General features: G+C 64.4%; 24 protein-coding genes. 18 read left to right on the top strand and 6 right to left on the bottom strand.

Annotated elements, in window-relative coordinates; genetic code table 11:
- The first annotated feature begins 41 nt into the window (after nt 1-41).
- The 12 genes from K3F49_RS09945 (at nt 42) to K3F49_RS09890 (ending at nt 10,373) form a co-directional block, all read left to right on the top strand.
- Nucleotides 42-989, top strand: coding sequence for a carbohydrate ABC transporter permease (locus K3F49_RS09945; protein WP_234680753.1), 948 nt, complete (start codon nt 42-44; stop codon nt 987-989).
- Between the two features lie 2 nt (nt 990-991).
- Nucleotides 992-1,867 carry a carbohydrate ABC transporter permease gene (locus K3F49_RS09940; RefSeq protein ID WP_234680752.1) on the top strand — a complete coding sequence of 292 codons (876 nt, stop codon included), beginning with the start codon at nt 992-994 and terminating at the stop codon, nt 1,865-1,867.
- An 89-nt stretch (nt 1,868-1,956) separates the two neighbouring features.
- Entirely contained in the window at nt 1,957-2,943 is a 987-nt protein-coding gene (gene denD, locus K3F49_RS09935; RefSeq protein WP_234680751.1) for a D-erythronate dehydrogenase, read from the top strand.
- 25 nt (nt 2,944-2,968) lie between these two features.
- On the top strand, nt 2,969-3,949 hold the full coding sequence (locus K3F49_RS09930; RefSeq protein WP_234680750.1) for a sugar kinase: 981 nt from the start codon (nt 2,969-2,971) through the stop codon (nt 3,947-3,949).
- A 28-nt stretch (nt 3,950-3,977) separates the two neighbouring features.
- Nucleotides 3,978-4,628 carry a bifunctional 4-hydroxy-2-oxoglutarate aldolase/2-dehydro-3-deoxy-phosphogluconate aldolase gene (gene eda / locus K3F49_RS09925; protein ID WP_234680749.1) on the top strand — a complete coding sequence of 217 codons (651 nt, stop codon included), beginning with the start codon at nt 3,978-3,980 and terminating at the stop codon, nt 4,626-4,628.
- Between the two features lie 60 nt (nt 4,629-4,688).
- Entirely contained in the window at nt 4,689-5,858 is a 1,170-nt protein-coding gene (locus K3F49_RS09920; protein ID WP_234680748.1) for an acetyl-CoA acetyltransferase, read from the top strand.
- Nucleotides 5,859-5,983: 125 nt separating this feature from the next.
- Entirely contained in the window at nt 5,984-6,190 is a 207-nt protein-coding gene (locus K3F49_RS09915; protein WP_234680747.1) for a hypothetical protein, read from the top strand.
- A gap of 118 nt (nt 6,191-6,308) precedes the next feature.
- The gene (locus K3F49_RS09910) at nt 6,309-7,508 is read left to right on the top strand and encodes a CaiB/BaiF CoA transferase family protein (RefSeq protein ID WP_234680746.1); all 1,200 of its coding nucleotides are present in this window, start codon (nt 6,309-6,311) and stop codon (nt 7,506-7,508) included.
- Between the two features lie 10 nt (nt 7,509-7,518).
- A complete protein-coding gene (locus K3F49_RS09905) occupies nt 7,519-8,655 on the top strand; it encodes a thiolase family protein (RefSeq protein ID WP_234680745.1) in 1,137 nt (378 codons plus the stop codon).
- The gene (locus K3F49_RS09900) at nt 8,652-9,011 is read left to right on the top strand and encodes a Zn-ribbon domain-containing OB-fold protein (protein WP_234680744.1); all 360 of its coding nucleotides are present in this window, start codon (nt 8,652-8,654) and stop codon (nt 9,009-9,011) included. The genes K3F49_RS09905 and K3F49_RS09900 overlap by 4 nt, the downstream gene beginning before the upstream one ends.
- A gap of 503 nt (nt 9,012-9,514) precedes the next feature.
- Nucleotides 9,515-10,042: a carboxymuconolactone decarboxylase family protein gene (locus K3F49_RS09895; protein WP_234680743.1), complete on the top strand. Its 528-nt coding sequence runs from the start codon at nt 9,515-9,517 to the stop codon at nt 10,040-10,042.
- 28 nt (nt 10,043-10,070) lie between these two features.
- Entirely contained in the window at nt 10,071-10,373 is a 303-nt protein-coding gene (locus K3F49_RS09890) for a nucleoside triphosphate pyrophosphohydrolase family protein (RefSeq protein WP_234680742.1), read from the top strand.
- Between the two features lie 7 nt (nt 10,374-10,380).
- On the opposite strand, the gene glsA is transcribed toward K3F49_RS09890, so the two are convergent.
- Both glsA and K3F49_RS09880 read right to left on the bottom strand, forming a co-directional pair.
- A complete protein-coding gene (glsA, locus tag K3F49_RS09885) occupies nt 10,381-12,228 on the bottom strand; it encodes a glutaminase A (protein ID WP_234680741.1) in 1,848 nt (615 codons plus the stop codon).
- A 161-nt stretch (nt 12,229-12,389) separates the two neighbouring features.
- Nucleotides 12,390-12,611, bottom strand: coding sequence for an acetyl-CoA carboxylase biotin carboxyl carrier protein subunit (locus K3F49_RS09880; protein WP_234680740.1), 222 nt, complete (start codon nt 12,609-12,611; stop codon nt 12,390-12,392).
- A gap of 94 nt (nt 12,612-12,705) precedes the next feature.
- Here K3F49_RS09880 and K3F49_RS09875 point away from each other — a divergent pair, with 94 nt between their 5' ends.
- Complete coding sequence (locus K3F49_RS09875) at nt 12,706-13,680, top strand: IclR family transcriptional regulator (RefSeq protein ID WP_234680739.1); 975 nt, start codon at nt 12,706-12,708, stop codon at nt 13,678-13,680.
- The gene (locus K3F49_RS09870; protein WP_234680738.1) at nt 13,610-15,169 is read left to right on the top strand and encodes an acyl-CoA carboxylase subunit beta; all 1,560 of its coding nucleotides are present in this window, start codon (nt 13,610-13,612) and stop codon (nt 15,167-15,169) included. Before K3F49_RS09875 ends, K3F49_RS09870 begins: the two co-directional genes overlap by 71 nt.
- A gap of 38 nt (nt 15,170-15,207) precedes the next feature.
- On the opposite strand, the gene K3F49_RS09865 is transcribed toward K3F49_RS09870, so the two are convergent.
- Nucleotides 15,208-15,444, bottom strand: a complete 237-nt coding sequence (locus K3F49_RS09865) for a hypothetical protein (RefSeq protein ID WP_234680737.1) — start codon at nt 15,442-15,444, stop codon at nt 15,208-15,210.
- Nucleotides 15,445-15,589: 145 nt separating this feature from the next.
- Here K3F49_RS09865 and K3F49_RS09860 point away from each other — a divergent pair, with 145 nt between their 5' ends.
- The gene (locus K3F49_RS09860; RefSeq protein ID WP_234680736.1) at nt 15,590-15,943 is read left to right on the top strand and encodes a hypothetical protein; all 354 of its coding nucleotides are present in this window, start codon (nt 15,590-15,592) and stop codon (nt 15,941-15,943) included.
- A gap of 27 nt (nt 15,944-15,970) precedes the next feature.
- Here K3F49_RS09860 and K3F49_RS09855 read toward each other — a convergent pair whose 3' ends face one another.
- Nucleotides 15,971-17,446 (bottom strand): FAD-binding oxidoreductase, encoded by a 1,476-nt coding sequence (locus K3F49_RS09855; protein ID WP_234680735.1) that lies wholly within the window; start codon nt 17,444-17,446, stop codon nt 15,971-15,973.
- A gap of 924 nt (nt 17,447-18,370) precedes the next feature.
- Complete coding sequence (locus K3F49_RS09850) at nt 18,371-19,546, bottom strand: patatin-like phospholipase family protein (protein ID WP_234680734.1); 1,176 nt, start codon at nt 19,544-19,546, stop codon at nt 18,371-18,373.
- 214 nt (nt 19,547-19,760) lie between these two features.
- Here K3F49_RS09850 and K3F49_RS09845 point away from each other — a divergent pair, with 214 nt between their 5' ends.
- The 3 genes from K3F49_RS09845 to K3F49_RS09835 all read left to right on the top strand — a co-directional run bounded on the left by K3F49_RS09845 (nt 19,761) and on the right by K3F49_RS09835 (nt 23,092).
- Nucleotides 19,761-20,537 (top strand): acetoacetate decarboxylase, encoded by a 777-nt coding sequence (locus K3F49_RS09845; protein WP_234680733.1) that lies wholly within the window; start codon nt 19,761-19,763, stop codon nt 20,535-20,537.
- A 109-nt stretch (nt 20,538-20,646) separates the two neighbouring features.
- Nucleotides 20,647-21,666, top strand: a complete 1,020-nt coding sequence (locus tag K3F49_RS09840; protein ID WP_234680732.1) for a transporter — start codon at nt 20,647-20,649, stop codon at nt 21,664-21,666.
- A gap of 76 nt (nt 21,667-21,742) precedes the next feature.
- Complete coding sequence (locus K3F49_RS09835; RefSeq protein ID WP_346657317.1) at nt 21,743-23,092, top strand: carbohydrate porin; 1,350 nt, start codon at nt 21,743-21,745, stop codon at nt 23,090-23,092.
- On the opposite strand, the gene K3F49_RS09830 is transcribed toward K3F49_RS09835, so the two are convergent.
- A complete protein-coding gene (locus K3F49_RS09830; RefSeq protein WP_234680730.1) occupies nt 23,089-24,384 on the bottom strand; it encodes an MFS transporter in 1,296 nt (431 codons plus the stop codon). The genes K3F49_RS09835 and K3F49_RS09830 overlap by 4 nt on opposite strands.
- Nucleotides 24,385-24,399 lie beyond the last annotated feature (15 nt).

The raw sequence follows: 24,399 nt of genomic DNA, 5'->3' as shown, positions 1-24,399 counted from the left end.
TGCTGGACGCCGCCGTCGTCGTTCTCTAAGGGGTGTCCGACATGGCAGTTATCGCCGAGCCCGTCGCTGCAGACGTCAAGCGCGGCAGCTTGTGGAGCAGGGCGTTCGAAAGCCGACATTTTCTCGGCGCCATGTTCATGGTGCCGGCGATCGCCATCCTGATCCTGTTTCTGGCTTATCCGCTCGCGCTCGGATTCTGGCTCGGCATGACCGACACCAAGATCGGCGGCGTCGGGCGTTACATCGGCTTCGCAAACTTCGTCTCACTGTCCAAGGACAGCGTGTTCTGGCTGTCGGTGTTCAACACCATTTTCTACACGGTGTTCGCGAGCATCGTGAAATTCGCGATCGGACTTTACCTGGCCTTGCTGCTCAACGAGCGGCTGCCGTTCAAGTCGATGGTCCGCGCCATCGTGCTCTTGCCCTTCGTGGTGCCGACCGTGCTGTCGGCGATCGCCTTCTGGTGGATCTATGACAGCCAGTTCTCGATCATCTCCTGGGTGCTGATCAAGGCGGGCCTGCTGACCCACTACATCGATTTCCTCGGCGATCCCTGGAATGCGCGCTGGTCGGTGGTGCTCGCCAACATCTGGCGCGGCGTCCCCTTTGTCGCCATCACGCTGCTGGCGGGACTGCAGACCATCTCGCCGTCGCTCTACGAGGCCGCCAATCTCGATGGCGCCACCAATCTGCAGCGCTTCCGCCACATCACGCTGCCGATGCTGTCGCCGATCATCGCGGTGGTGATGACGTTCTCGGTGCTGATGACGTTCACCGACTTCCAGCTGATCTACACCATCACGCGCGGCGGCCCGATCAACGCGACGCATCTGATGGCGACGCTGTCGTTCCAGCGCGCCATCACCGGCGGCAATCTCGGCGAGGGCGCGGCGATCTCGAACGCGATGATCCCGTTCCTGGTCGCGGCAATCCTGTTGAGCTTCTTCGGGCTTCAGCGCTCCCGCTGGCAGCAGGGCGGGAGGGACTGACCATGACCACCGTGGACGACCAAAGCGTCGGAATGGACTACCTGGAAAGTTTCCCGCGGAAGTTCCTCCGCGTCTACCTTCCGCTCGGCCTGATCATCTTCTTCCTGCTGTTCCCGTTCTACTGGATGGCGGTGACGACGTTCAAGCCGGACGCGGAGATGTACGACTATGAGAAGTACAATCCGTTCCTGATCGCGCATCCGACGCTCGAGCACATCACGAAGCTGTTCTTCGACACCGACTATCCGCTGTGGATGTGGAACACCGTCATCGTCTCGGTGTCCTCGACCTTCATCTCGCTGTTCGCCAGCGTCTGCGCCGCCTATGCGATCGAGCGTCTGCGCTACAAGGGCTCGCGCTATGTCGGCCTTGCGATCTTCCTCGGCTATCTCGTCCCGCCCTCGATTCTGTTCATTCCGCTGGCGGCGATCGTGTTCCAGCTCGGCCTGTTCGACGGCAATCTGGCGCTGATCCTGACCTATCCGACCTTCCTGATCCCGTTCTGCACCTGGCTCCTGATGGGCTATTTCCGCACCATTCCTTACGAGCTCGAGGAATGCGCGTTGATCGACGGGGCGACGCGGCTCCAGATCCTGACCAAGATCACGCTGCCGCTGTCGCTGCCGGGGGTGATCTCGGCCGGCATCTTCGCCTTCACGTTGTCCTGGAACGAGTTCATCTACGCGCTGACCTTCATCTCCTCGTCGGAAAACAAGACGATTCCGGTCGGCGCCATCACCGAGCTCGTCAATGGCGACGTCTACCATTGGGGCGCCCTGATGGCGGCGGCCCTGACCGGCTCGGTCCCCGTAGTTATCCTTTATTCCTTCTTCGTAGAGTACTATGTGTCGGCGATGACCGGCGCCGTGAAGGAATGATAGCGGGGCCTGCCTGAGAACGGGCCAAGAACGCCTTAAGAAGGCCTTTCAAGAGCGGCGCGTCCCAGCCAATAAAAAGGAGTAGGCTCTTGCACATTCTGGTTCTGGGCGCTGCCGGCATGGTCGGCCGCAAATTGTGTGAACGTCTCTTGCGCGACGGCCGGCTCGGCAAGAGCGACATCACCAAGCTGACCATGCACGACGTGGTCGAGCCCAAGAAGCCGGAGAAGGCCGGTTTCCCCGTCGAGACCGTCTCGGGCGATTTCGCCGTCCCGGGTGCTGCCGAAAAACTGATCGCCGGCCGCCCCGACGTGATCTTCCATCTCGCCGCGATCGTCTCGGGCGAGGCCGAACTCGATTTCGACAAGGGCTACCGCATCAATCTCGACGGCACGCGGATGCTGCTTGACGCTGTCAGGCTCGTCGGCGGCGGCTACAAGCCGCGGGTGGTGTTCACGTCCTCGATCGCGGTGTTCGGCGCGCCGTTCCCGGATGCGATCGGCGACGAGTTCTTCCACACGCCGCTGCTCAGCTACGGCACCCAGAAGGCGATCGGCGAGCTCCTGCTGGCGGATTATTCGCGCCGCGGCTTCCTCGACGGCATCGGCATCCGGCTGCCGACCATCTGCATCCGCCCCGGCCTGCCCAACAAAGCGGCCTCGGGTTTCTTCTCCAATATCCTGCGCGAGCCGCTCGCCGGCAAGGAAGCGGTCCTCCCGGTCTCGGAGGACGTCCGCCACTGGCACGCCACGCCGCGCTCGGCCGTCGGCTTCCTGCTCCATGCCGGCACCATGGACCTCGCCAAGGTCGGTCCGCGCCGCAACCTGACCATGCCGGGCTTCTCGGCCACGGTCGGCGAGCAGATTGCCGCGCTCAGGCGGGTGGCCGGCGACAAGGTCGCCGCGCGCATCAAGCATGAGCTCGATCCGTTCATCGTCGGCATCGTCGGCGGCTGGCCGCGCAATTTCGAGGCGAAGCGGGCGCGCGAGCTCGGCTTCACCACCGAAGAGAAGACCTTCGACGATATCATTCGCATTCACATCGACGACGAGCTCGGCGGCAATTTCGTCGCCTGATCGTTAGAACAGCGTGGATATGACGATGGCGAGCGTTGCTTGCATCGGTGAATGCATGGTCGAGCTCCGGCAGGCCCAAGGTGGACATTCCACCGGCCAGTCTGCCGGGCAGGGCGGTGGCCTGTTCTCGCGCGGCTTCGGCGGCGACACCCTCAACACGGCGGTGTATCTGGCGCGGCTCGAGGTCAAGGTCGACTATCTCACCGCGCTCGGCGACGACGGCATGAGCGCGGAGATGATTGCGGCCTGGAATGCCGAGGGCGTCGGCACGCGGCGCGTGGTGCGGCTGCCGGGCAAGCTGCCCGGCCTCTACATGATTCAGCTCGATGCCAATGGTGAGCGCCAGTTTTTCCACTGGCGCGATAGCGCGGCGGCGCGCCAGCTGATGAGCCTGCCGGAGACGGACGAGCTGCTCAATTCGCTGATGAGCTACGACATCGTCTATCTCTCCGCGATCACGCTCTCGATCTACGACGCGGCCGGACGCGATCGCCTGTTCGCGGCGATCAAGCGCGCCCGGCTGCTCGGCACCCGGTTCGTGTTCGACACCAATTTTCGTACACGCGGCTGGCCGGACCGCGACGTCGCGCGCGAGGTGTTTGCCGCAGCCTTCGCGGCGGCCGACATCGTGCTGACTTCGACGGAAGACCTGCTCGCGCTCTATCCCGGCGAAAGCCCCGAGCAACTGATGGCGCGCATCCCCGCGCCCGAACTGGTGTTCCGGCTGGCCGAGCCCGTCAGCCTGCTGCGCTTTCCCGGCGGGACCAGCGAGGTCCGCGCCGAACCGATGACCAAGCCGGTCGTTGACACCACGGCGGCCGGAGACAGCTTTGCCGCGGCCTATATCGCGGCCCGGCTCGGCGGTTCGGATCCGGTCGAGGCGGCCCAGGCCGGGCATCGTCTCGCCAGCCTGGTGATCTGCTATCCCGGCGCCATCATTCCGGGCTATGCCATGCCGCCGAAGAAGCGGCACCGGCCGGCGACTACGCGTCAAGCGACCAAGTGAAAAGCGACCAAGTGAAACGAAAGCCAAGATGACCACGACTGCTCAACAGAACCACCTGGTCGCGCTGTTCAAGGCGGCGACCGTCATTCCGGTCCTCACCATCGAGCGGATCCAGGATGCCGTGCCGCTGGCGCGTGCGCTGGTTGCCGGTGGCGTCCGCACGCTGGAGGTGACCATGCGCACCCCGGTTGCGATCGAGGCAGCGAGGGCGATGATGGCCGAAGTCCCCGAGGCGGTCGTCGGCATCGGCACGATTCTCGATCCCGCCGACTTTACCCGTGTCGAGAAGCTGGGCGTCGCGTTTGGCATCAGCCCGGGCCTGACCCCCGATCTCCTCAAGGCAGCCGCGCACAGCTCCTTGCCGTTTGCGCCGGGCATTGCCACGGCGTCCGAGCTGATGCTGGCGCTGTCCCACGGCTTCGACGTCGCAAAATTCTTCCCGGCCGAGCAGGCCGGCGGCATCAAGGGCCTGCGCGCGCTGGGCGGGCCGTTCCCGAACGTGCGGTTCTGCCCGACCGGCGGGGTCGGCGAGGCCAATGCGGCGACCTGGCTTGCCGAGCCCAACGTGGTCGCGGTCGGCGGTTCCTGGCTATGCCCGATGGCGGAGATCAAGGCCGGGAACTGGGCCGGCATAACTGCCATCTGCCAGCGCACCCTCCAGGCCCTTAAACCTGCGTGAAGTCTTGCCATCACTGGGCTAAGACTTAGGTCAGCAAGAGACCGCCAGGGAGAAAAGACCATGACCGCCAGCATCGTCGGATGGGCGCATACGCCGTTCGGCAAGTTCGACACCGAAACCGTCGAGAGCCTCGTCACGCGCGTCGCCAATGAGGCGATGGCTGATGCCGGCATTTCGGCCTCCGACGTCGACGAGATCGTGCTCGGCCATTTCAACGCCGGCTTCTCGGCGCAGGATTTTACCGCCTCGCTGGTGCTTCAGGCCGACCCGAAGCTGCGCTTCAAGCCGGCGACCCGCGTCGAGAACGCCTGCGCGACGGGATCGGCCGCCGTGCACCAGGGCCTGCGCGCGATCGCCGCGGGTGCGGCCAGGATCGTGCTGGTCGTCGGCGTCGAGCAGATGACCCGCACCCCGGGGCCCGAGATTGGCAAGAACCTGCTCAAGGCGTCCTACCTGCCTGAGGACGGCGACACCGTCGGCGGCTTCGCCGGCGTGTTCGGCAAGATCGCCAGCTCCTATTTCCAGAAATACGGCGACCAGTCCGATGCGCTGGCGCTGATCGCGGCCAAGAACCACAAGAACGGCGTCGCCAATCCCTTCGCCCAGATGCGCAAGGATTTTGGCTTCGACTTCTGCCGCGCCGAGAGCGAGAAGAACCCGTATGTCGCGGGCCCCTTGAAGCGCACCGACTGCTCGCTGGTCTCCGACGGCGCGGCGGCTCTGGTGCTGGCTGATGCGGAAACCGCGAAGGGCATGGGCAAGTCGATCGGCTTCCGCGCCACCGCGCACGCGCAGGACTTCCTGCCGATGTCCAAGCGCGACATCCTTCAGTTCGAGGGCTGCACCATCGCCTGGCAGCGCGCGCTGGAGCAGGCGGGCGTGCTGCTTTCCGATCTCTCCTTCGTCGAGACCCATGACTGCTTCACCGTCGCCGAACTGATCGAGTACGAAGCGATGGGCCTGACGCCGAAGGGGCAGGGCGCCCGTGCCATCAAGGAAGGCTGGACGCTCAAGGACGGCAAGCTGCCGGTCAATCCGTCCGGCGGTCTGAAGGCCAAGGGCCACCCGATCGGTGCCACCGGCGTCTCCATGCACGTGATGACCGCGATGCAGCTCGCGGGACAAGCGCCCGAGGGCATGCAGCTCAAGAACGCCAAGCTGGGCGGCATCTTCAACATGGGTGGCGCGGCCGTTGCCAATTACGTGTCGGTGCTGGAGCCGCTGAAGTAAGCTCAGTCCTGTAGGGTGGGCAAAGGCGCGCGAGCGTCGTGCCCACCATCTTTGCGCTAGATCATGGTGGGCACGCTACGCTTTGCCCACCCTACGGCTCCTGATCGATTTGCGAGACCTATATCATGAGCAATAATTACGAATCGTCACTGTCACTGGACGCCCTCAACGATCGCATCGCGATCCTCGAGGACAATATCCGCCAGCTGATCGAGCAGGCCGCGGCCGCCTCGGGCGAGCAGAACGAGTCGCGGATTGCCGACCGCATCAACCAGCAGAACGACGAGCTCGATCGTCTCCTCAAGGTCCGCGAATCCCGCCAGAAGAAATAGCGGCCGCATCGCGCATGCGGCCATACCCCGGCCGCCCTTGCGCGTGCGGTGCTGCTGCCCTTAGCTGGACCGAAATCGCGGGGCCGCATCGAGAGCCCGCGCAATCGGGAGCGAACGAATGGGGCCGCTGAAGGGCATCAAGGTCGTCGACATGACCACCGTGCTGATGGGGCCTTATGCGACCCAGATGCTCGGCGACTACGGTGCCGACGTGATCAAGGTGGAATCGCTCGACGGCGACGTCACCCGCCTCATCGGCCCGATGCGGCATACGGGCATGGGTCCGGTGTTCCTCAACACCAACCGCAGCAAGCGCTCGATCTGTCTCGACCTGAAGAATCCGTCGGGCCGAGAGGCCGTGCTTCGGCTGCTGAAGGACGCCGACGTCCTCGTTTACAACGTCCGTCCGCAGGCGATGGCGCGGCTTCAGCTCGGCTATGACGTCGTCTCGGCAGTCAACCCGCGCCTCGTCTATGCCGGCGTGTTCGGCTTTGGTCAGGACGGGCCCTATGCGGCAAAACCCGCCTATGATGATCTGATCCAGGGCGCGACCGCGCTCCCCGCCTTGATGGCGCAGACCGGCGACGGCGTGCCGCGCTACGTGCCGAACGCGCTGGTCGATCGTATCGTTGGCCTCACGGCGGTCGGCGCGATCTGCGCCAGCCTCGTGCACCGCGACCGCACCGGCCGCGGCCAGCGCGTCGACATCCCGATGTTCGAGACCATGGCCGGCTTCGTCATGGGCGACCACATGGGCGGGCTCACCTACGAGCCGCCGCTCGACAAGGGCGGCTATGCCCGCCATCTCTCGCGCGACCGCAGGCCGTACAAGACCTCGGACGGCTATCTCAGCGTCATCGTCTACAACGACAAGCAGTGGGAGAACTTCTTCAAGGCGACAGGCCGCGACGATCTGCGCGCCGATCCCAAATTCGCGACCTTTGCCGGTCGCGCCGCCAATATCGACGTCGTCTATGCCGAACTCGCGCGCATCTTCGAGACACGCACCACGGCCGCGTGGATCGACTTGCTGACCAAGGCCGACGTGCCCGTGATGCCGATGCACGACCTTGCGTCGATCCTGCACGACGAGCATCTGGAGGCGACAGGCTTCTTCCCGGTCGTCAACCATCCGACCGAGGGCCCGATCCGCAGCATGAAGGTCACGGCGAGCTGGTCGGAAACCGAGGCTGAGCCGGTCCGACTGGCGCCACGCCTCAACGAGCACGGCGCGGAGATTTTGCGCGAGATCGGCTACTCCACCGATGAGATCGCCGCCATGGTCCGCGATGGCGTCACACGCCCGGCGCCGGAGTAGGGAGGGCATCATGAGCTTCATCACCGGCGTCGGCCTCACGTCTTACGGCAAGCACGAAGGCTCATCCTCGCTCGACCTGATGAGCAAGGCCGCGCAAGCCGCGCTCGACGATGCCGGGCTGAAGCGGGCCGACATCGACGGCATCCTCTGCGGCTACTCGACCGTCTCGCCGCACATCATGCTGGCGACCGTGTTCGCCGAACATTTTGGCATCCGCCCGTCTTATGCCCACGCCGTCCAGGTCGGCGGCGCCACCGGCCTTGCGATGACCATGCTCGCGCACCACCTCGTCATATCCGGCGTGTGCCGCAACGTGCTCGTGGTCGCCGGCGAGAATCGCCTGACCGGGCAGAGCCGCGACGCCTCGATCCAGGCGCTGGCGCAGGTCGGGCATCCCGACTACGAGGTGCCGCTGGGTCCAACCATTCCCGCCTATTACGGTCTCGTCGCCACGCGCTACATGCACGAATACGGCGTGACCGAGGAGGATCTCGCCGAATTCGCCGTGCTGATGCGCGCGCATGCCTGCACCCATCCCGGCGCGCAATTCCACGATCCCATCACGGTCTCCGACGTCATGGCCTCGAAGCCGGTGGCGCTGCCGCTCAAGCTGCTCGACTGCTGCCCGGTGTCCGATGGCGGCGCCGCCCTCGTCATCAGCCGCGAGCGGACTGGCGATGCCGGTGTGCGCATCCGCGGCTGCGCGCAGACGCATACCCATCAGCACGTCACGGCCGCGCCCGGCTTGAGCGAACTCGGTGCTGAGATATCGATCGCGCGCGCCAAGGATGCCACGGGCTTGGCGATCTCCGACGTGCGCAACGCCGCGATCTACGACAGCTTTACCATCACGCTCGCCATGCTGCTGGAAGACCTCGGCCTTGCCGGCCGCGGCGAGGCGGCGGCGCGCGTGCGCTCAGGCCATTTTGGCCGCGACGGCGCGATGCCGCTCAACACCCATGGCGGCCTGCTCAGTTACGGCCATTGCGGCGTCGGCGGCGCCATGGCGCATCTGGTCGAAGCGCATTTGCAGATGACGGGGCGGGCGGCCAATCGCCAGGTGCGCGAGGCGTCCATCGCGCTGCTGCACGGCGACGGCGGCGTGCTGTCGTCCCACGTCAGCATGTTTCTGGAGCGGGTGCGATGAGCGAACGTCTGGCGGACTGGACCAAGGGCGAGCAGGCGATCACGTACCAGACCTGTGCGGCATGCGGCCATGTGCAGTATTTCCACCGCGCCTTCTGCGCGGCGTGCGGAACCGCCGACCCGCGCGAGGCGCGGGCCAGCGGCAAGGGCAGGGTCTATGCGACCTCGCTGGTCTGCCGCGCGGCTACGCCGGAGACGCGTGCGCACGTACCGTACAACATCCTGCTGGTCGATTGTGCCGAGGGGTTTCGCATGATGGCCCATGGCGACAACGGGCTTGCCATCGGCGATGCGGTCACGGCTGGCTTCAAGCCGTTTGCCGGGAAGCTCGTGCCGTTCTTCACGAAGGAAGCGTAACGGGATTCCGTCATTCGGGGGCGGTCCAAGGGACCGAGCCTGGAACGGGTATTCTGGGCCTGGCCTGTGCGAGAGCCACCCCGGAATGACGAAAACTCTGGAAACTCTGAAACTCTACTCAACGCCCGTAGAATAATATGCTGGCGATGACGAGCATCGCCATCACCGCCAGCATATGCGCGAGCGCTTCCGAGGCCGCCCCCTTGGTGGCTTCCTTCATTCCGTTTTCTCCCTAGACTTGGGCGTGACTCATCGTTGCGTGGTGAGCGCAAGACGGCCAATTATTTTACTCGGAACACCCCACTTCGAGTATTCGCCGCGATCAAGTCCCCACGCGGCGAATATCGACTGTACCAAGGTCGATCAGCAATGCGGCGGCATTTTGACTCGATAATGTTGCTCCTGCGTCACTGCAAGAATAGAGTTTTTTGGGAACTTGTTCCGGTACCGACAAAAAGAATCAAAAGCCTCAGGAAAAACTCCAAGAAAACTCAAGGTAAATCATGGCCCGCATCGACTACAGCGATCCGTCCAAGGCATCCGACCGCACCCGCGAAATTCTCGACAAGAACCGCAACGCCAACATCTTCCGCATGATGTCGCATTCGCCGAGTTATTTCGAACAGTACTGCCGCCTCGGCGGCGCCATCCGCCACAAGGGCGAGCTCGATCCTGTTGTCCGCGAGCTCGCGATTACGCGCACCGGCATTCTGTGCGAGGCGCCGTACGAGATCGTCGCGCACAGGCGCATCGGCAAGAACGTCGGCGTCACCGACGCGCAGAACGAGGCGCTGGAAAACTGGCAGGCTGCGACCTGTTTCGACGAGACCCAGCGTGCCGCGCTCGCCTTCACCGACGAGATCGTGAAGCTGAAGAAGCCGACGGATGCGACCTTCAAGGCGATTGCCGCCAAATTGACGCCGGCGGCACTGGTCGAGCTGCAGCTCTCGGTCGGCTTCTACGTCATGACGTCAAAGTTCCTGGAGACGTTCGAGATCGATCTCCAGCCTGTCACGGAAGTGGTAGACTGATCCAAAGCCCGGCTTGCGAGGGAAGATCATGACGATCGATGAATATGCGGCCTGGGCCGCAACCGTTGCGAAAGTCGATGAGCATCCCTCGAACGAGCGGCTGTCCTATCTCGGGCTCGGTCTCGCCGGTGAATCCGGCGAGGTCGCCGATCACATCAAGAAGCTGCTGCGCGACGACTGGCTCGACAAGGCGGGCCTCGTCGACGAGCTTGGCGATGTCATCTACTACTGGGCCTGCCTGTGCGCCGCGACGGGCCAGCAGCCGTCCGAATTGCTCAAGGCAAGCGCCGCCAAGATCAAGCGGCGGCTCAGCGAGGCGGCGAGCCGGTAAGCTCAGCTTACGTCGACGTCAGGATATCGACCTTGGTGTTGGCCACGATCAGGCGATCGGCCAGGAGCTGCGCCAGGTTGCGCATGATGCGCTCGGAGGCGCGCGGATGCTGCCTGCGAAAACGCTCGAAATCCCTGAGCGGCACTTCGAATGCGGTCGCCGCCATGTCCGCGAACACGTCGGCGGAGCGGGCGGTCTCGATCAGCGCCATCTCGCCAAAGGCCATGCCGGCGGTGAGCGTCGCCAGCCTGACGCCGTCGGGCAGGGTGACGTGCACGGCGCCGCTGCGCAGGAAGAACAGCGCGTCCGCAGCATCGCCTGTCGTGAGGATCTTCGCGCCCGACTGATAGGTTTTGATCGTGCAGATCGAGGCGAGATCCGTCAGCTCCTCAGTGCTCAGCCCGTCGAGCAGCGGCTGTTCCGACAGCTCGGTCGTCTCGTGAAAATCGATCGAGCCGCCATAGCGGTAGACGATCTGGTCTTCCGCCCATTCGATCGCGGTATCGAGCAAGTAGAAGTCGCGGACGTTCTTCAGCTCCGCGGTCCATTCCCGCAAAGTATTCCATTCCTTGGATGCGCGCCTGACGCCGGAGATCACCACCGTGACGTTGAGTGCGGCGAGGTCCTCGAAAGACTCCGCGATCAGCCGGGCGCCGGCTCGCGTCGTGGAAGTTACACGGTGCAAGTCGAAAATCACGAATTGCGGCCGCGGCCGCTCCGCCAGTCGGCGCGAGACATAGTCGACCGCCGAGAGCGACAGTGTGCCGACCAACTCGATGACCCGCACCTCCTCTTCGTGCGCAGCGAGGATGTCGCGTTCCTGCTGACGCCGGACGCGGCGTGACGGGCTCTTGCCGATGTCGTAGTCGGCGATCACCGCATTGCGGGCGTCGTCGCTGCGGTTGAGCATGTGCAGGTCGTAATGCGACGAGAGCGCCTCGCAGACCTTGATGCCGCGCACGCTGTTGCCGTGCTTGTCGAGCTTTGGCGAATAGCTGCCGAGCCCGAGGCGGGCGGGAAGCGCCGCCAGAATGCCGCCGCCGACGCCGCTCTTGGCGGGGATGCCGATGCGGTAAATCCACTCGCCGGCATAGTCGTACATGCCTGACGATGTCATGACCGAGAGCGTGCGCGAGATCGCATACGGCGTCAGCACCTGTTCGCCCGTGACCGGATTGACGCCGCGATTGGCGAGCGTCGCCGCCATGATCGCGATGTCGCGCGCGGTGACCAGCACGGCGCACTGCCGGAAATAGACGTCGAGCACGCCGGCGACGTTGTCCGAGATCACCGCATTGGTCTTGAGCAGATAGCCGATGGCGCGGTTGCGGTCGCCGGTCTGACTTTCGGACGCGTAGACCGCTTCGTCGACGGCGAGGTCGCGCCCGGCAAAGCGGCTGAGCGCGAGCCGGATCTGCTCGAAGGCGTCGGCGCCCTTGCTCGCATGGATCAGCCCGGTGCACGCGATCGCGCCGGCATTGACCATCGGATTGAACGGATGGTTTTCGGAGTTGAGCCGGATCGAGTTGAAGGGATCGCCCGACGGCTCGACGCCGATCGCGCTCTCGACCGTGCCCGCACCCAAAAGATCCAGCGCCAGCGCGAACACGAACGGCTTCGACATCGACTGGATCGTGAAGGGCACCCGGCTGTCGCCGACCTCGTAGACATGGCCGTCGAGCGTCGCGAGGCTGATGCCAAAATAGGCAGGATCGGCTTTGCTCAATTCGGGAATATAGTCCGCGACCTCGCCCGAGGTCTCCGCGGAGAATTCATTCAGGCATGTGTCGAGAAACCGCAGCAGCGGCGGCTTCGAGCGGGTCCAGGCGGAGGCGGGCGACGGTTGCGCTATCATCGCCTCCCTTGTGCATTGCAATCCGGGCATGCGCAACCCGTTCGGCCCTGTTGTAACGCCCGAACGCAAGACGCCGCGCGCGATTGCATCGTTATCTGTTTCAGATTGTCGCGGATCCGAAGCCGCGGAGAAACGGCCAAAGAAACTGCAGCGGCGGCTGCTCAGCTCGCGACGATCGCGATCGTCTGACCTTCGGCAACGAGGTCATCGATCTTCACGAGCAGTGATGTGAGCGTACCTGCAGCAGGCGAGGGCACTGGTATCTCCATCTTCATGGCTTCGACGAGCACAACGTCGTCACCATCTGCAACGGTTCCTCCAACTTGCACGGGCGTTGCGCAGATGCGTCCCGCAACTTCAGTGACGATCTTTATTTCTGGCATGCCATCGCCTTTTTGTTGTGGTGGCAAAATGCCTGAGGTAGCGTCGTCTGCAAGTGGAATTTAATTCCGCAGAGCGGAACAAACGGTAGGGATCATGGGACGACGTTCGGAGCGGTTGAGTAGGCAAGGTGCGCTCGCTGGCGATGCCGGCGAAGGTGATGTCATCCAAGTGGTGTCGCGCGCGTTCGACGTGTTGCGATGTTTCGAGGGCCACGATAGCAGGCTCGGCAATCTCGAGATTTCAAATCGCTGCGGCTTGCCTCGCTCGACGGTGTCGCGGCTCACGCACACGCTGACGCGCATGGGGCAGTTGGTTTACCTGCCGCGTGACCAGAAGTATCGGATCGGTCCGAGCGCGGTGGCGATGAGCGCCTCGATGATGAAGGGCGCGCAGCTGCGCAGCATGATCCGCCAGCGGCTGCAGGAAGTCGCCGAGCAATTGCCCGGCACCGTCGGCTTCGTCGTGCCCGATCGCTTCCATCTCGTCTATCTCCAGTTCGCGCGCTCGGCGTCTGCGCTCGGTCTGCACGAGGGCACCGGCAGCCGCATCTCGATGGCCTCGACCGCGGCGGGCGCGGCCTACACCGCGGCCCTGTCGCCGGAAGTCGGCGATGCCTGCATCGCCGAGATGGAGCGCGAAGCGCCCGAGGCTGCAAAAATCCTGCGGCCTCGCATCGAGGCCAACCGGCAATCGCTGCACGAGCGCGGCTATGTCACGGCCTGCGGCCTGTGGAGCCCGCACATCAATGGCCTGGCGGTGCCGATCTGGTCGCCGCAGTACCAGACCTTCGTCGTCGTCACGATCGGCCTTCTCTCGGCGATGTATGACGAGCAGCGTCTGCATGCCGAAGTCGCGCCGGTGATGGTCGCGCTCGGCCGTTCGCTCGGCAGCCTGATGGAGGGCGCGGAAGGCGACGCCTTCAACAACCGCATCTCGCGCAAACCGGTCGCAATGGCCGTGCACAACAATAACAAGCCGATCAATTCGGAGGGAGTGAATGAACTGGAAGCCGGAACTCGACGAGCTCGCCCGGCGCGAAGCCTTCGCGCGGGAGATGGGCGGCGTTGACAAGGTCAAGCGACAGCATGACCAGGGCCGGCTGACTGTTCGGGAACGTATCGACAAGCTGATCGACAAGGGTAGCTTCCACGAGATCGGTGCCGTCTCCGGCATCGGTGAGTACGATCCCAAAGGCGAGCTGAAAACCGTGACGCCGGCGAACTGCGTGTTCGGCCGCGCGCGCGTCGATGGCCGCACGGTCGTCGTGGTCGGTGATGATTTCACCGTGCGCGGCGGCTCGGCGGATGCGTCGATCTCGGCAAAGCCCTTGATGGCGGAGGAGATGGCTCACGACTTCCGTCTGCCCATCGTCCGCATCATCGAGGGCTCCGGCGGCGGCGGCTCGGTCAAGACCATCGAGACCAAGGGTGCGGCGAATTTGCCCGGCGGCATCGGCGGCACGCGCTGGTATCGCTTCACGACGGAAAATCTCTCGCGCGTGCCTGTGGTCGCGCTCGGCCTCGGCTCAGTCGCAGGCCTCGGCGCGGCGCGCCTGGCCGCCAGCCACTATTCCATCATGACGCGGAAGTCTGCGATGTTCGTCGCCGGCCCGCCGGTGGTGAAGGCGCTGGGCCAAGATCTCTCGAAGGAGGAACTCGGCGGCGCCGACATTCAGACCAAGGCCGGCGCGGTCGATCATGCCGTCGACACCGAGGAGGAGGCTTTTGCCTGTGCGCGGCGCTTCCTGTCCTATCTGCCGTCATCGGTTTACGAGCTGCCGCCGACCTTGCCTTGCGTCGACAATCCGGAACGCAGCGAAGAGGCGCTGATGAATGCGGTGCCGCGCAACCGCAAGCAGGTCTACAAGATTCGGCCGATCATCGAGCAGGTCGTCGACAAGGGCTCGTTCTTCGAAGTCGCGTCCAATTTCGGCAAGCCGATCATCGTTGGCCTCGCACGGCTCGAGGGCAGGGCGGTGATGCTGCTCGCGAGCGACAGCTTCCACTATGGTGGCTCCTGGACGGCGGATGCCTGCCAGAAGGTGGTGCGCTGGGTCGATTTCGCCGAGACCTTCCATCTGCCGATCGTCTATCTCATGGATTGCCCGGGCTTCATGATCGGCCTCGATGCCGAGAAGGCGGCCACCATCCGCCACGGCGTGCGCGTCATGGCCGCGGTCAACCAGACTACCGTGCCCTGGTGCACCGTGATCCTGCGCAATGCGTTCGGTGTCGCCGGCGTCGTGCATCAGCCGGCCGACCGCTTCTCGATCCGCTACGCCTGGCCGTCGGCTTATTGGGGCTCGCTGCCGCTCGAAGGCGGCATCGAGGCCGCCTATCGCGCCGACATCGACGCAGCCGAAGACAAGGCCGCCAAGCTCAACGAGATCCAGGAGCGTCTCAACAAGCTGCGCTCGCCGTTCCGTTCCGCCGAAAAATTCTGGGTCGAGGAGATCATCGACCCGCGCAAGACGCGCTCGCTGCTCTGCGAGTTCGCGCGGCTGGCCGAGCCGCTGCGAAAAGCGGGGCCGCCGGAGAACATGACGATCCGGCCGTAACACCGCGCAGTCATTGCCGGCGACTTGTCCGCCGAAGCTCAGAGAGCGAAGGCGGAAGCGGCGCAATTGTGCGTTTCACCGCGAACACGGTCTGGATTGACTTGTCCCAATCGGAACACATTCGAAGCAAGCGCGCCCAAATCCCGCCATTTTTCGCCGCTCTTCAGGCCAATTTCGGTCAAACCGATATTGGTAGCTCGTCGCCGGGGCAGGCCCTCCAGACGGAGTCCTGCAATGATCAAGCCAGTAATTTCCGCGTGTTTCTTAATTGCCATTAGTTCAGTTGCCTCCGAAGCGCGACCCTCTCGCAATCTTCAAGCGCCTGGGTGCAACGTCACCATGCCCTGCGACTTCTCGTATTCGCAGACGCAACGCGAGCGGGCTCCCAGGCGTTCCCTGCAAGCCTATCGCGCAACGCAAATGAAGGTGACCGACACGGGGTACACCGCCACGACAATCAGCGTGTCCGGTGGTGATCGCATCATTGGCGGCCGTCCGGCCGGTTGTCCCTCCTCCTTCTGCGGCTGTGGCGCGGCGCTGCGCGTGTTCGGCCATCACGTGCCGGAATTGAACCTCGCGGCCAACTGGCTGCGTTTCCCTCGGACGTCGCCGGCGCCGGGAATGGTTGCGGCGCGCCGCGGGCACGTCTTCGTTCTGGAACGGCCCCTCGGCGGCGACATGTGGATGGCCTATGACGCCAATTCGGGCGGCCACGCCACCCGCATGCACGCGCGTTCGCTGCGAGGCTACTCCATCGTCAACCCGCGCGGCTGAGACGACGGGGAGGGTGCTCGGTCTTCATCACACCCGCAGCACCTTCCCCGGATTCATGATGTTCTGCGGGTCGAGCGCGCGCTTGATGGTGCGCATGATGTCGAGCTCGATCTTCGAGCGGTAATGGCTGAGCTCGTCGAGCTTCTCGATGCCGATGCCGTGCTCGGCCGAGATCGAGCCGCCCATCGAGGTGATGATGTCGTTCACGGCGCGTGTGATCGCGGCGGTATATTGGTTCAGCGTCTGCTGATCCATACCCTTCGGCCCCATGAACGAAAAGTGCAGATTGCCGTCGCCGATATGCCCCAAAGGATAGGGGCGAATGCTCGGGAGAATATCGAGCACGGCCTTGAGCCCCTTGTCGATGAACTCCGGAATCTTGGAGATCGCCACCGACATGTCGTAGCTGATTCCCGGACCCTCGGCGCGCGAGGCCTCGGCCATGGCTTCCCGGATGCGCCACATGTTGCGCGACTGGCTGACGGTCTGCGCGACGACCGCGTCGAGCACGCGACCAGCCTCGAGCTGGTCGGCGAGAAATTGCTCCAGCTTCTCCGACATGCCAGCGGCCCCGTCCTGTCGTGGGCGCGAGGACGACCATTCGAGCAGCAGGTACCACGGCGTATCTGCCTTGAGCGGATCCTGGACGCCGGGAATGTGGCGCATCACCAGGTCGACGGCCGCGCGGCTCAGCAGCTCGCAGGACCCGACATTGTCCTCGGAGGCCGCATGGGCTTCGGAGAGGATCTCCAGCGCCGCGCGCGGATCGCGAACAGCCAGCCATGCCGTGCAGACGTCCTTCGGTGCCGGCCATAGCTTCAGGACGGCCTTTGTGATGATGCCGAGCGTGCCCTCGGCGCCCATGAAGAGGTGCTTGAGATCGTAGCCGGTGTTGTCCTTCTTGAGCGCACGCAATCCGTCCCAGACGTCGCCGTTGGGCAGGACGACCTCGAGCCCGAACACGAGGTTGCGCGCGTTGCCGTAGCGCAGCACCTGCACGCCGCCGGCATTGGTCGAGAGATTGCCGCCGATCATGCAGGAGCCCTCGGCGCCAAGGCTCAACGGCAGGAACCTGTCGTGCTTGGCTGCGGTCTCCTGCAGCGTCTGCAAGACGCAGCCGGCCTCGACCGTCATCGCATAGCCGACGGGATCGACGTTCAGCACGCGGTTCATGCGGCCGAGCGACAGCACGATGCCGGTATGCGCAGGCCAGGGCGTGGCGGCGCCCATCAGCCCGGTGTTGCCACCCTGCGGCACGATCGCGATGCCGTGGTCATGGCAAAGCCGGACCACTTTCGAGACCTCCTCGGTGCTGCCGGGACGTATGACGGCCGCGGCGCCGCCAACCAGCAGCCCCCGCCAGTCCGTGACGAACGGCTGCTTGCCATGCTCGTCCTCGATGAATCCCTTCTCGCCCACGATCGCGCGCAACGCGTCGCGTAGCTGGGCGGTCACAGGCGCGGTCGGAATGGCGGGTACGGGCGACGGGAAGGCAGTCGGCATTTTGTTTCCCCTGGCGCATCTTGGTGTGCACTGCGCGCGCGAAGCGCGTGGGCCGTATTGTCCACGTTTGGGCCGCGAAGTCTACGGCCCCCGTGAGAAGGTCCGGCCGATCGCTGAACCGCCGCCCGTCGGGCAAAACACCTGTCAATCCCTCGCTGCAAAGACATTCTTATTTACCGAAGTTCGGAAATGGCGCATATTGCGCCGATCCCGCCCGCCACAAGGGGCGTTTCGCGATCGTCACGAGACGCGGGTCGGGAGGCGGTGGCCGCGACGGCGTCGGCGCGCATTTCAGGCTGTAGGGCGGAGCTCCTTGTTTGGTGCTCCGTGAGCAGTGCGAGCGTGGCACGACACGGCGCTGACAGCGTCCTCGTTCGGCCGCGATGGTGAGCGCACGCCAGCCATTGGGGACAACGTCGGGGATGTGCGCGGACGGCAAAATCGTGTGGTCCTGACGCCCGGAGTCTGTGCGTCAAGTCTTGTGGTGATGTGCGCCGTCCAACCGGACCCGCACCTCAGCCATCCGCAAGGCGACGGGGGCAATAGTGCATCGCTCCCCGGGGAGAGCGCGACATAAGCCGTAAAGCCATTCGCGCAGGGAAGGCCGGGCGTTCCGGCGTCACCTGTTGTCCAACCCGTGCGCGTCTTTTCCGCACACGGGACGCGGGTGCCAGCCGGCGCCCGGCCTTCCCTGCGCCCTTTCTTTTGGAGGGCGCGAAGAGAATAGCAAAGCTCGGGCGAAACAAGCCGCGAGAACGCGGAAGTGTGTCTGTGGAAAAAGTACGCCTGCAAATAGGATGTAAATCGGAGAATGCGACGACGCCCCTTGCTCCGTCATTGCGAGCGCAGCGAAGCAATCCAGGCTGTGTCCGCGGAGGGATACTGGACTGCTTCGCTGCGCTCGCAATGACGAGGAGGATCGAGCTACGCGCTCTCCGTTTCCCGATGCACGTCGTGCACGACGAGCCCCATGCCTTCGTCGGGCATCTTGATCCAGTCGCGGCGCTTCAGCGTGCGCTTGGTGTCTTCGTAGCCAGAAGTCCAGTGCTCGCGCATCGAGGTGCCCGAGAATTCGTGGTCCTTGGCGTCACCCTCATAGGCCTTCTGCTGGTAGATCAGATGCAGGATCGCGATCTCCGGCATGCGGCGCAGGCTCGCCTTCAGGCTGCGGTCCTCGTCGGAGAGCTGCTCGTCCGGAATCTTCGCCAGCGCCTTGTAGAGCAGCACCTTGAGATTATGGGTGCGACGATACACGTCGGTGTTGTGGCGGGTGCGCGAGGAATACATGATATCCTTGTGGCGGGCCATCACGTCCTGGATCGAGCGCGGCAGCACGCCACGCGCGCTGAACAGGTCGACCTGGAACACCAGCGAATTGATTGCGTCCTCCTGGTCGAGCAGATGCTGCAGCGGCGTGTTGGAGACGATGCCGCCGTCCCAGAAATGATCGGTGCCGATCCGCACCATCGGCAGCGCCGGGGGCAGGGCGCCGGAGGCCATGATGTGCTCCGGCTCGATCTCGTCATGGGCGTTGTCGAAATAGATGAAGTTGCCTGAGAGCACGTTGACCGCGCCGACCGCGAAGCGGGTCCGCTTCTCGTTGATGAGGTCGAAGTCGGCGAGCTCGAGCAATGTCGCCTTGAGCGCAGCCGTGTCGTAATAGCTCGTCGCCGTCCTGGCGCCGACCGGGCTGAGCCAGGGATTGACCTGATGCGGGGTGAAGAAGCCCGGCTGGCCCATCGCCGACGTCATCCAGGAGCTGTAGAGATTGCGCCATTGGCGGAAGACGTCGCCGTCCGGCGTGTAGTGCCAGATCTTGCGGTTGGTGATGCGCTCCCAGAAAATGCGCAAGGCGTCGAGCCGCTTCTCCGGCTTGTTGCCGGCGATGATGGCCGAGTTGATCGCGCCGATCGAGACGCCGGTGACCCAGTCGGGCTCGATGCCGGCCTCGTGCAGCGCCTGGTAGACGCCGGCCTGGTAGGCGCCGAGCGCGCCGCCGCCCTGCAGGACCAGCGCGACGCGGTCGCATCGCTCGGGCCGCCAGCCCCGCGCGGATGGCTGATGGGTCTGATGTGTCGGTTGCGACGTGCGGGCGTCCATGGTGGTGCCTCCTGCCTTCATCAGACGATTGCGGCCCGCGATGACGGCGTGATGACAAAGGCGGCGCCGATACATCCTTTGCATGCAGGTCAACCGCAACGGGAATGGCACCCAGTCGTGCGGCTGACGGAAATCGGTCACATCGCAGTCAATGACGGCGGCTAGCAATTTGCGTAAAGTCGGAACTTGCCGGACATCACCAGAGGAGACAGCGATGCGCAGGGAAGACGTGCTGAGGCTTCCGTCCATGCCGGCCGCCGGGCCGAGCTATCCGGCCGGACCATACCGCTTCGTCAATCGCGAATTCCTCGTCATCACCTACGAGACTGATCCGGACCTGATCCGCGCCGGCCTGCCCGAGCCGCTGGAGCCGATCGACCAGCCAATCGTGCATTACGAATGGATCAAGATGCCTGATTCCTCCGGCTTCGGCAGCTACACCGAGTCCGGCCTCGTGATCCCCGCGCGGCTGCATGGCGAGGAGGTCAACTTCGTCTCGCAGATGTATCTCGACGATGATCCGCCGATCGCAGCGGGTCGCGAGATCTGGGGCTTTCCGAAGAAGTACGCCCATCCAAAGCTCGAGATCGTCAAGGACACGCTGACGGGCACGCTGGAATATGCCGGCCAGCTCGTCGCCATGGGCACGATGGGCTACAAGCATGAGAGCATGGCCGGCAATGGCGATCTCACCCGCGCCACGCTGTCGAAGACTCAAGTCAATCTGAAGATGATCCCGGGCGTCGACGGCCATCTCGAGGTCTGCCAGCTTGTTGCCATCAACCTGATCGACATCGTGCCGAAGGGCTCCTGGATGGGTCCCGGCCGGCTGCATCTGGTGCCGCACGTCAATGCGCCGGTTGCGGATTTCCCGGTCCGCCGCTGCATCGGCGCGCATCACTACATCGCCGACCTGACGCTGCCGTTCGGCCGTGTCGTGCACGACTACATCAAGGAGGCCCAGGCTGCGACGGGGCTGGCCGCGGAGTAGGGCGGCGCACCATCATCAAACTGTAACACTGGCGTAATTGACTGCACGGAGGACCCGGAGGAGGCCAAGAGCGGCCCCCGGGATTGGGCTGCAATGATGTGGGGTCAGCATGGCTGAGCCGGCAATGCTTGTCAGTGCGACAGCGGATGTCGCGCCTGTCATTCCGGGACTGGTGTGGGCGTTTCGTTTGCACGGCGACGGCAGCGCCGAGGCGCTGCCGATCGACCAGCCGATCGAGTTCAGCCATGATGGCCGGCTCTGGCTCCATTTCAATTTGACAGATGGTCGCGTGCGGTCGTGGATCGCGGCATCAACGTTGCCGCCACTCGCGCGCGATCTCCTGCTGTCGAGCGACACGTTCCAGCAGCTTCACGTCATCGACCATTGCGTCTACGGCGTGTTCTCCGATCTCGTCCGCGACATCGATGCTGCTACGGAGGAGACCGCATTCCTGCGCTTCGCCATGACCGAGCATTTGCTGGTCTCCGGTCGCCACCAGGCGCTGTGCTCGGCGGACGCGACCCGGCGCGTGCTCGAAGGCGGCTATCGCGTCGACAATGTCGCCCACCTCCTGGAGAAGATCGTCGATGAGGTCGCCGACACGCTCGATCGGATGGCCGACAAGCTCGGCCAGGAAATCGACGGCATCGAGGAGCGAATTCTGGCCGACGATGCGAAGCCGGAGATGCGCCGCACGCTCGGAAGGTTGCGCCGGACCTGTGTGCGACTGCATCGCCAGCTCACCGGCCTGCGCGTGCTGTTTCATCGGCTCGACCAGAAGAACACCGATCATTTGTCGCCGGGCTTGCGCATCCAGGCCGGCAAGCTCGCCCAGCGACTGGACGGGCTCGATCACGACATCGTCGAGCTGCGCGAGCGCAGCCGCCTGCTCGAGGAGGAGCTGCGCTTCAAGAACGAGGAGGAGAGCAACCGCCACCTCCACACGCTCTCGATCGTGACGACGCTGTTGCTGCCGCCGACGCTGATTACCGGCATCTTCGGCATGAACACCAAGGGCCTGCCGCTCACCGACGTGGACGAGGGCTTTATTTATGCCGCCGTGCTGATGGCGTCGTCGATCGGCGCGGCCTATCTGTTCATGCGGCGCACCGGCATCTTCAAAAAGTAGCGCATACGAGCCGGTATCGACCGTGAGTGCGATTGCCCTGAGATTTGTCTTGCGACGATCGGTCGTGATCGCGGCGATGTTGTTCGCGAGCACCAGCGCCTTCGCCGGCGCCAAGGATGAGAGCGCCGCCGACTGGCTGTTCCCGAAATGGTTCAACGATTGGCATGACGGTCTTGCCAACAAGGGGCTGAATTTCGGCGCGACCTACATCGCCGACAATATCGGCAATGTCTCGGGCGGAGTCTCGCGCGGCGCCATCCATTTCGGCCGGCTCGATCTTTCAGTCGACGCCGATCTCGACAAGCTGGTCGGCTGGACCGGCGGCCGTTTCTACGCCAACGGCTACATCATCTACGGCCGCGGGCTCAGCCGGAACTACATCTACAATCTCGCCACCATCAGCGAGATCGAGGCGCTGCCCGACCAGCGGCTCTATAACGCCTATTTCGAGCAGAGCTTCTTCAACGACCGCCTCAACATCCGGGCAGGCCAGCAGGCCGCCGACGTCGAGTTCTTCGACAGCCAGACCGACGACCTCTTCATCAACGGCACCTTCGGCTGGCCCGCCATCAAGGCCACCAATCTGCCGGCCGGAGGACCTGCGCCGCCGATCGCTGTGCCCGGCATTCGCGTCAAGGCCCAGGTTGCCGACAACGTCACTGTCTTCGGTGCCGTGTTCAACGGCAGCGCGGCCGCGCCCGGCGAGGGCGATCCGCAGACGCGCGACAATCATGGTCTCGCCTTTCGCGTCAACGATCCGGCCTGGGTCATCGGGCAGGTCCATTTCGACTATCATGTCGACATCGGCGGAAGCACGCTCGCCGGCAACTTCACGCCCGGTGGCTGGTATCATTTTGGCGACTTCGACAGTCAGCGCTTCACCGTGGAAGGTCTCTCGCTCGCGGATCCTACCGGATCGGGCATTCCGGCGAAGCTCAACGGTAATTACGGAATCTACGCCGTCGTCGAGCAGGCCCTCTGGCGGCCGGCGGGGACGGAAACCGAAAAGACCGTGTCGGCTTCGATCCCGGGGATCACCGCTTTCGGCCGCATTGCCTACAGCCCGCCGGATCGCAATCTGATCGACCTCTATCTCGATGGCGGCGTCGGCTTTGTCGGGTTTACGCCGGGGCGTCCGCTCGATCGCTTCGGGATCGGGATGGCCTATATGCGGATCTCGAACACGGCGCGCAGTCTCGATCTCGACACCAATTTCTATACCGGCGTCCCAGGGCCGGTGCGCAGCAACGAAACGCTGATCGAGATGATCTACGAGGCGCACATCAAGCCGGGCTGGCTGATCGCGCCTTACTTCCAATATGTGTTCAGGCCGTCGGGCGGCATCGCGAACCCGAACGATCCGATCGGCGTGTCGCGGATCGGTGACGCCGCGGTATTCGGCGTCACCACCACGATCAGGTACTAGGCCATCGCGGGCTTGGCTTGCGGCTTTGGCTGCCGCGATAGCGCCAGCACGATCAGCGAGGCAAACACGCAGAGTGCGCCAGCCACGAAGAAAGCGGGCAGGTAGCTTTGCAGCAGCGTCCGCGACAGGCCCGCGCCGAAGGCGGCCGTGCCGGCGCCGAGCTGGTGGCCCGCAAAGATCCAGCCGAACACCAGATTGGCGCGCTCGGGTCCGAATTTCTGCGCGGTCAGCCGCACCGTCGGCGGCACGGTCGCGATCCAGTCGAGGCCGTAGAACATCGCGAAGATCGACAGGCCATAGAACGAGAAATCGCTGAACGGCAGGAAGATCAACGAGAGCCCGCGCAGGCCGTAGTACCAGAACAGCAGGAAGCGGTTGTCATACCGGTCCGACAGCCAGCCCGACATGATGGTGCCGAAGAAGTCGAAGATTCCCATCGCCGCCAGCAGGCTCGCCGCCTGCACCTGCGGGATGCCGAAATCGAGGCACATCGGGATCAGGTGCACCTGCACGAGGCCGTTGGTCGAGGCGCCGCAGACGAAGAACGTCGCAAACAGGATCCAGAACGCGCTCGACTTCGAGGCGTCGCGCAGCGTGCCGAGCGCCACGCCCGTGATCGAGCCGTGGTTCACGGGCGGTGCGGGCAGGGGCTCGGTGCCTTCGTCGCCGAACGGGCGCAGGCCCAGATCGCTCGGGCGATCGCGCATGACGAGCAGCACTGCCAGTGCAGAAACGCCGAGCATGATGCAGACGAAGCCGAGTGCCAGGCGCCAGCCATAGCGTTCGGTCAGGCTTGCCAGCAGCGGCAGGAACACGAGCTGGCCGGTGGCGACGCTCGCAGTCAGGATGCCGACGACGAGGCCGCGCCGCGCAGCAAACCAGCGCGTGGAGATGGTGGCGCCCAGTACCAGCGCGGTCATGCCGGTGCCGATGCCGATCACCACGCCCCACAGCGCCACGAGCTGCCAGATCTCGGTCATGCCGAGCGAAAGCACCAGCGCCGAGACGACGATGAGCTGCGCGGTCAGCGTGACGTTGCGCAGGCCGTAGCGGTTGAGGAGAGCAGCCGCGAACGGCGCCATCAGCCCGAACAGGATGAAGCGGATCGAGAGCGCCGAGGAGATTTCGGCCGTGCTCCAGCCAAACTCCTTCTGGAGCGGAACGATGAACACGCCGGGTGCGCCCACCGTGCCGGCGCTGATCAGCGCGGCGAAGAAGGTCACGCCGACCATCACCCAGCCGTAATGAATGTTGCGACGGCCGAGCGCAGCCGAAAGCCAGTTCGAAATCATTGCCCCTCAATCCGG

The organism is Bradyrhizobium monzae, from assembly GCF_021458635.1.
Taxonomy (GTDB): domain Bacteria; phylum Pseudomonadota; class Alphaproteobacteria; order Rhizobiales; family Xanthobacteraceae; genus Bradyrhizobium.
Note: the sequence above shows the minus strand (reverse complement) of the source record. Positions and strands in the feature narration are given on the sequence as shown.

What these genes read in the sequence shown, in the direction of transcription:
- K3F49_RS09860 (WP_234680736.1), top strand. Translation starts at nt 15,590, where the DNA reads ATGAAGGTGACCGACACGGGGTACACCGCCACGACAATCAGCGTGTCC.
- K3F49_RS09915 (WP_234680747.1), top strand. Translation starts at nt 5,984, where the DNA reads ATGAGCAATAATTACGAATCGTCACTGTCACTGGACGCCCTCAACGAT.
- K3F49_RS09845 (WP_234680733.1), top strand. Translation starts at nt 19,761, where the DNA reads ATGCGCAGGGAAGACGTGCTGAGGCTTCCGTCCATGCCGGCCGCCGGG.
- K3F49_RS09890 (WP_234680742.1), top strand. Translation starts at nt 10,071, where the DNA reads ATGACGATCGATGAATATGCGGCCTGGGCCGCAACCGTTGCGAAAGTC.
- K3F49_RS09945 (WP_234680753.1), top strand. Translation starts at nt 42, where the DNA reads ATGGCAGTTATCGCCGAGCCCGTCGCTGCAGACGTCAAGCGCGGCAGC.
- K3F49_RS09905 (WP_234680745.1), top strand. Translation starts at nt 7,519, where the DNA reads ATGAGCTTCATCACCGGCGTCGGCCTCACGTCTTACGGCAAGCACGAA.
- K3F49_RS09830 (WP_234680730.1), bottom strand. Translation starts at nt 24,384, where the DNA reads ATGATTTCGAACTGGCTTTCGGCTGCGCTCGGCCGTCGCAACATTCAT.
- K3F49_RS09875 (WP_234680739.1), top strand. Translation starts at nt 12,706, where the DNA reads ATGGGACGACGTTCGGAGCGGTTGAGTAGGCAAGGTGCGCTCGCTGGC.
- K3F49_RS09855 (WP_234680735.1), bottom strand. Translation starts at nt 17,446, where the DNA reads ATGCCGACTGCCTTCCCGTCGCCCGTACCCGCCATTCCGACCGCGCCT.
- K3F49_RS09850 (WP_234680734.1), bottom strand. Translation starts at nt 19,546, where the DNA reads ATGGACGCCCGCACGTCGCAACCGACACATCAGACCCATCAGCCATCC.
- eda (WP_234680749.1), top strand. Translation starts at nt 3,978, where the DNA reads ATGACCACGACTGCTCAACAGAACCACCTGGTCGCGCTGTTCAAGGCG.
- K3F49_RS09865 (WP_234680737.1), bottom strand. Translation starts at nt 15,444, where the DNA reads ATGGCAATTAAGAAACACGCGGAAATTACTGGCTTGATCATTGCAGGA.
- K3F49_RS09840 (WP_234680732.1), top strand. Translation starts at nt 20,647, where the DNA reads ATGGCTGAGCCGGCAATGCTTGTCAGTGCGACAGCGGATGTCGCGCCT.
- K3F49_RS09880 (WP_234680740.1), bottom strand. Translation starts at nt 12,611, where the DNA reads ATGCCAGAAATAAAGATCGTCACTGAAGTTGCGGGACGCATCTGCGCA.
- K3F49_RS09870 (WP_234680738.1), top strand. Translation starts at nt 13,610, where the DNA reads ATGAACTGGAAGCCGGAACTCGACGAGCTCGCCCGGCGCGAAGCCTTC.
- K3F49_RS09920 (WP_234680748.1), top strand. Translation starts at nt 4,689, where the DNA reads ATGACCGCCAGCATCGTCGGATGGGCGCATACGCCGTTCGGCAAGTTC.
- K3F49_RS09835 (WP_346657317.1), top strand. Translation starts at nt 21,743, where the DNA reads ATGTTGTTCGCGAGCACCAGCGCCTTCGCCGGCGCCAAGGATGAGAGC.
- glsA (WP_234680741.1), bottom strand. Translation starts at nt 12,228, where the DNA reads ATGATAGCGCAACCGTCGCCCGCCTCCGCCTGGACCCGCTCGAAGCCG.
- K3F49_RS09895 (WP_234680743.1), top strand. Translation starts at nt 9,515, where the DNA reads ATGGCCCGCATCGACTACAGCGATCCGTCCAAGGCATCCGACCGCACC.
- K3F49_RS09910 (WP_234680746.1), top strand. Translation starts at nt 6,309, where the DNA reads ATGGGGCCGCTGAAGGGCATCAAGGTCGTCGACATGACCACCGTGCTG.
- K3F49_RS09940 (WP_234680752.1), top strand. Translation starts at nt 992, where the DNA reads ATGACCACCGTGGACGACCAAAGCGTCGGAATGGACTACCTGGAAAGT.
- K3F49_RS09900 (WP_234680744.1), top strand. Translation starts at nt 8,652, where the DNA reads ATGAGCGAACGTCTGGCGGACTGGACCAAGGGCGAGCAGGCGATCACG.
- K3F49_RS09930 (WP_234680750.1), top strand. Translation starts at nt 2,969, where the DNA reads ATGGCGAGCGTTGCTTGCATCGGTGAATGCATGGTCGAGCTCCGGCAG.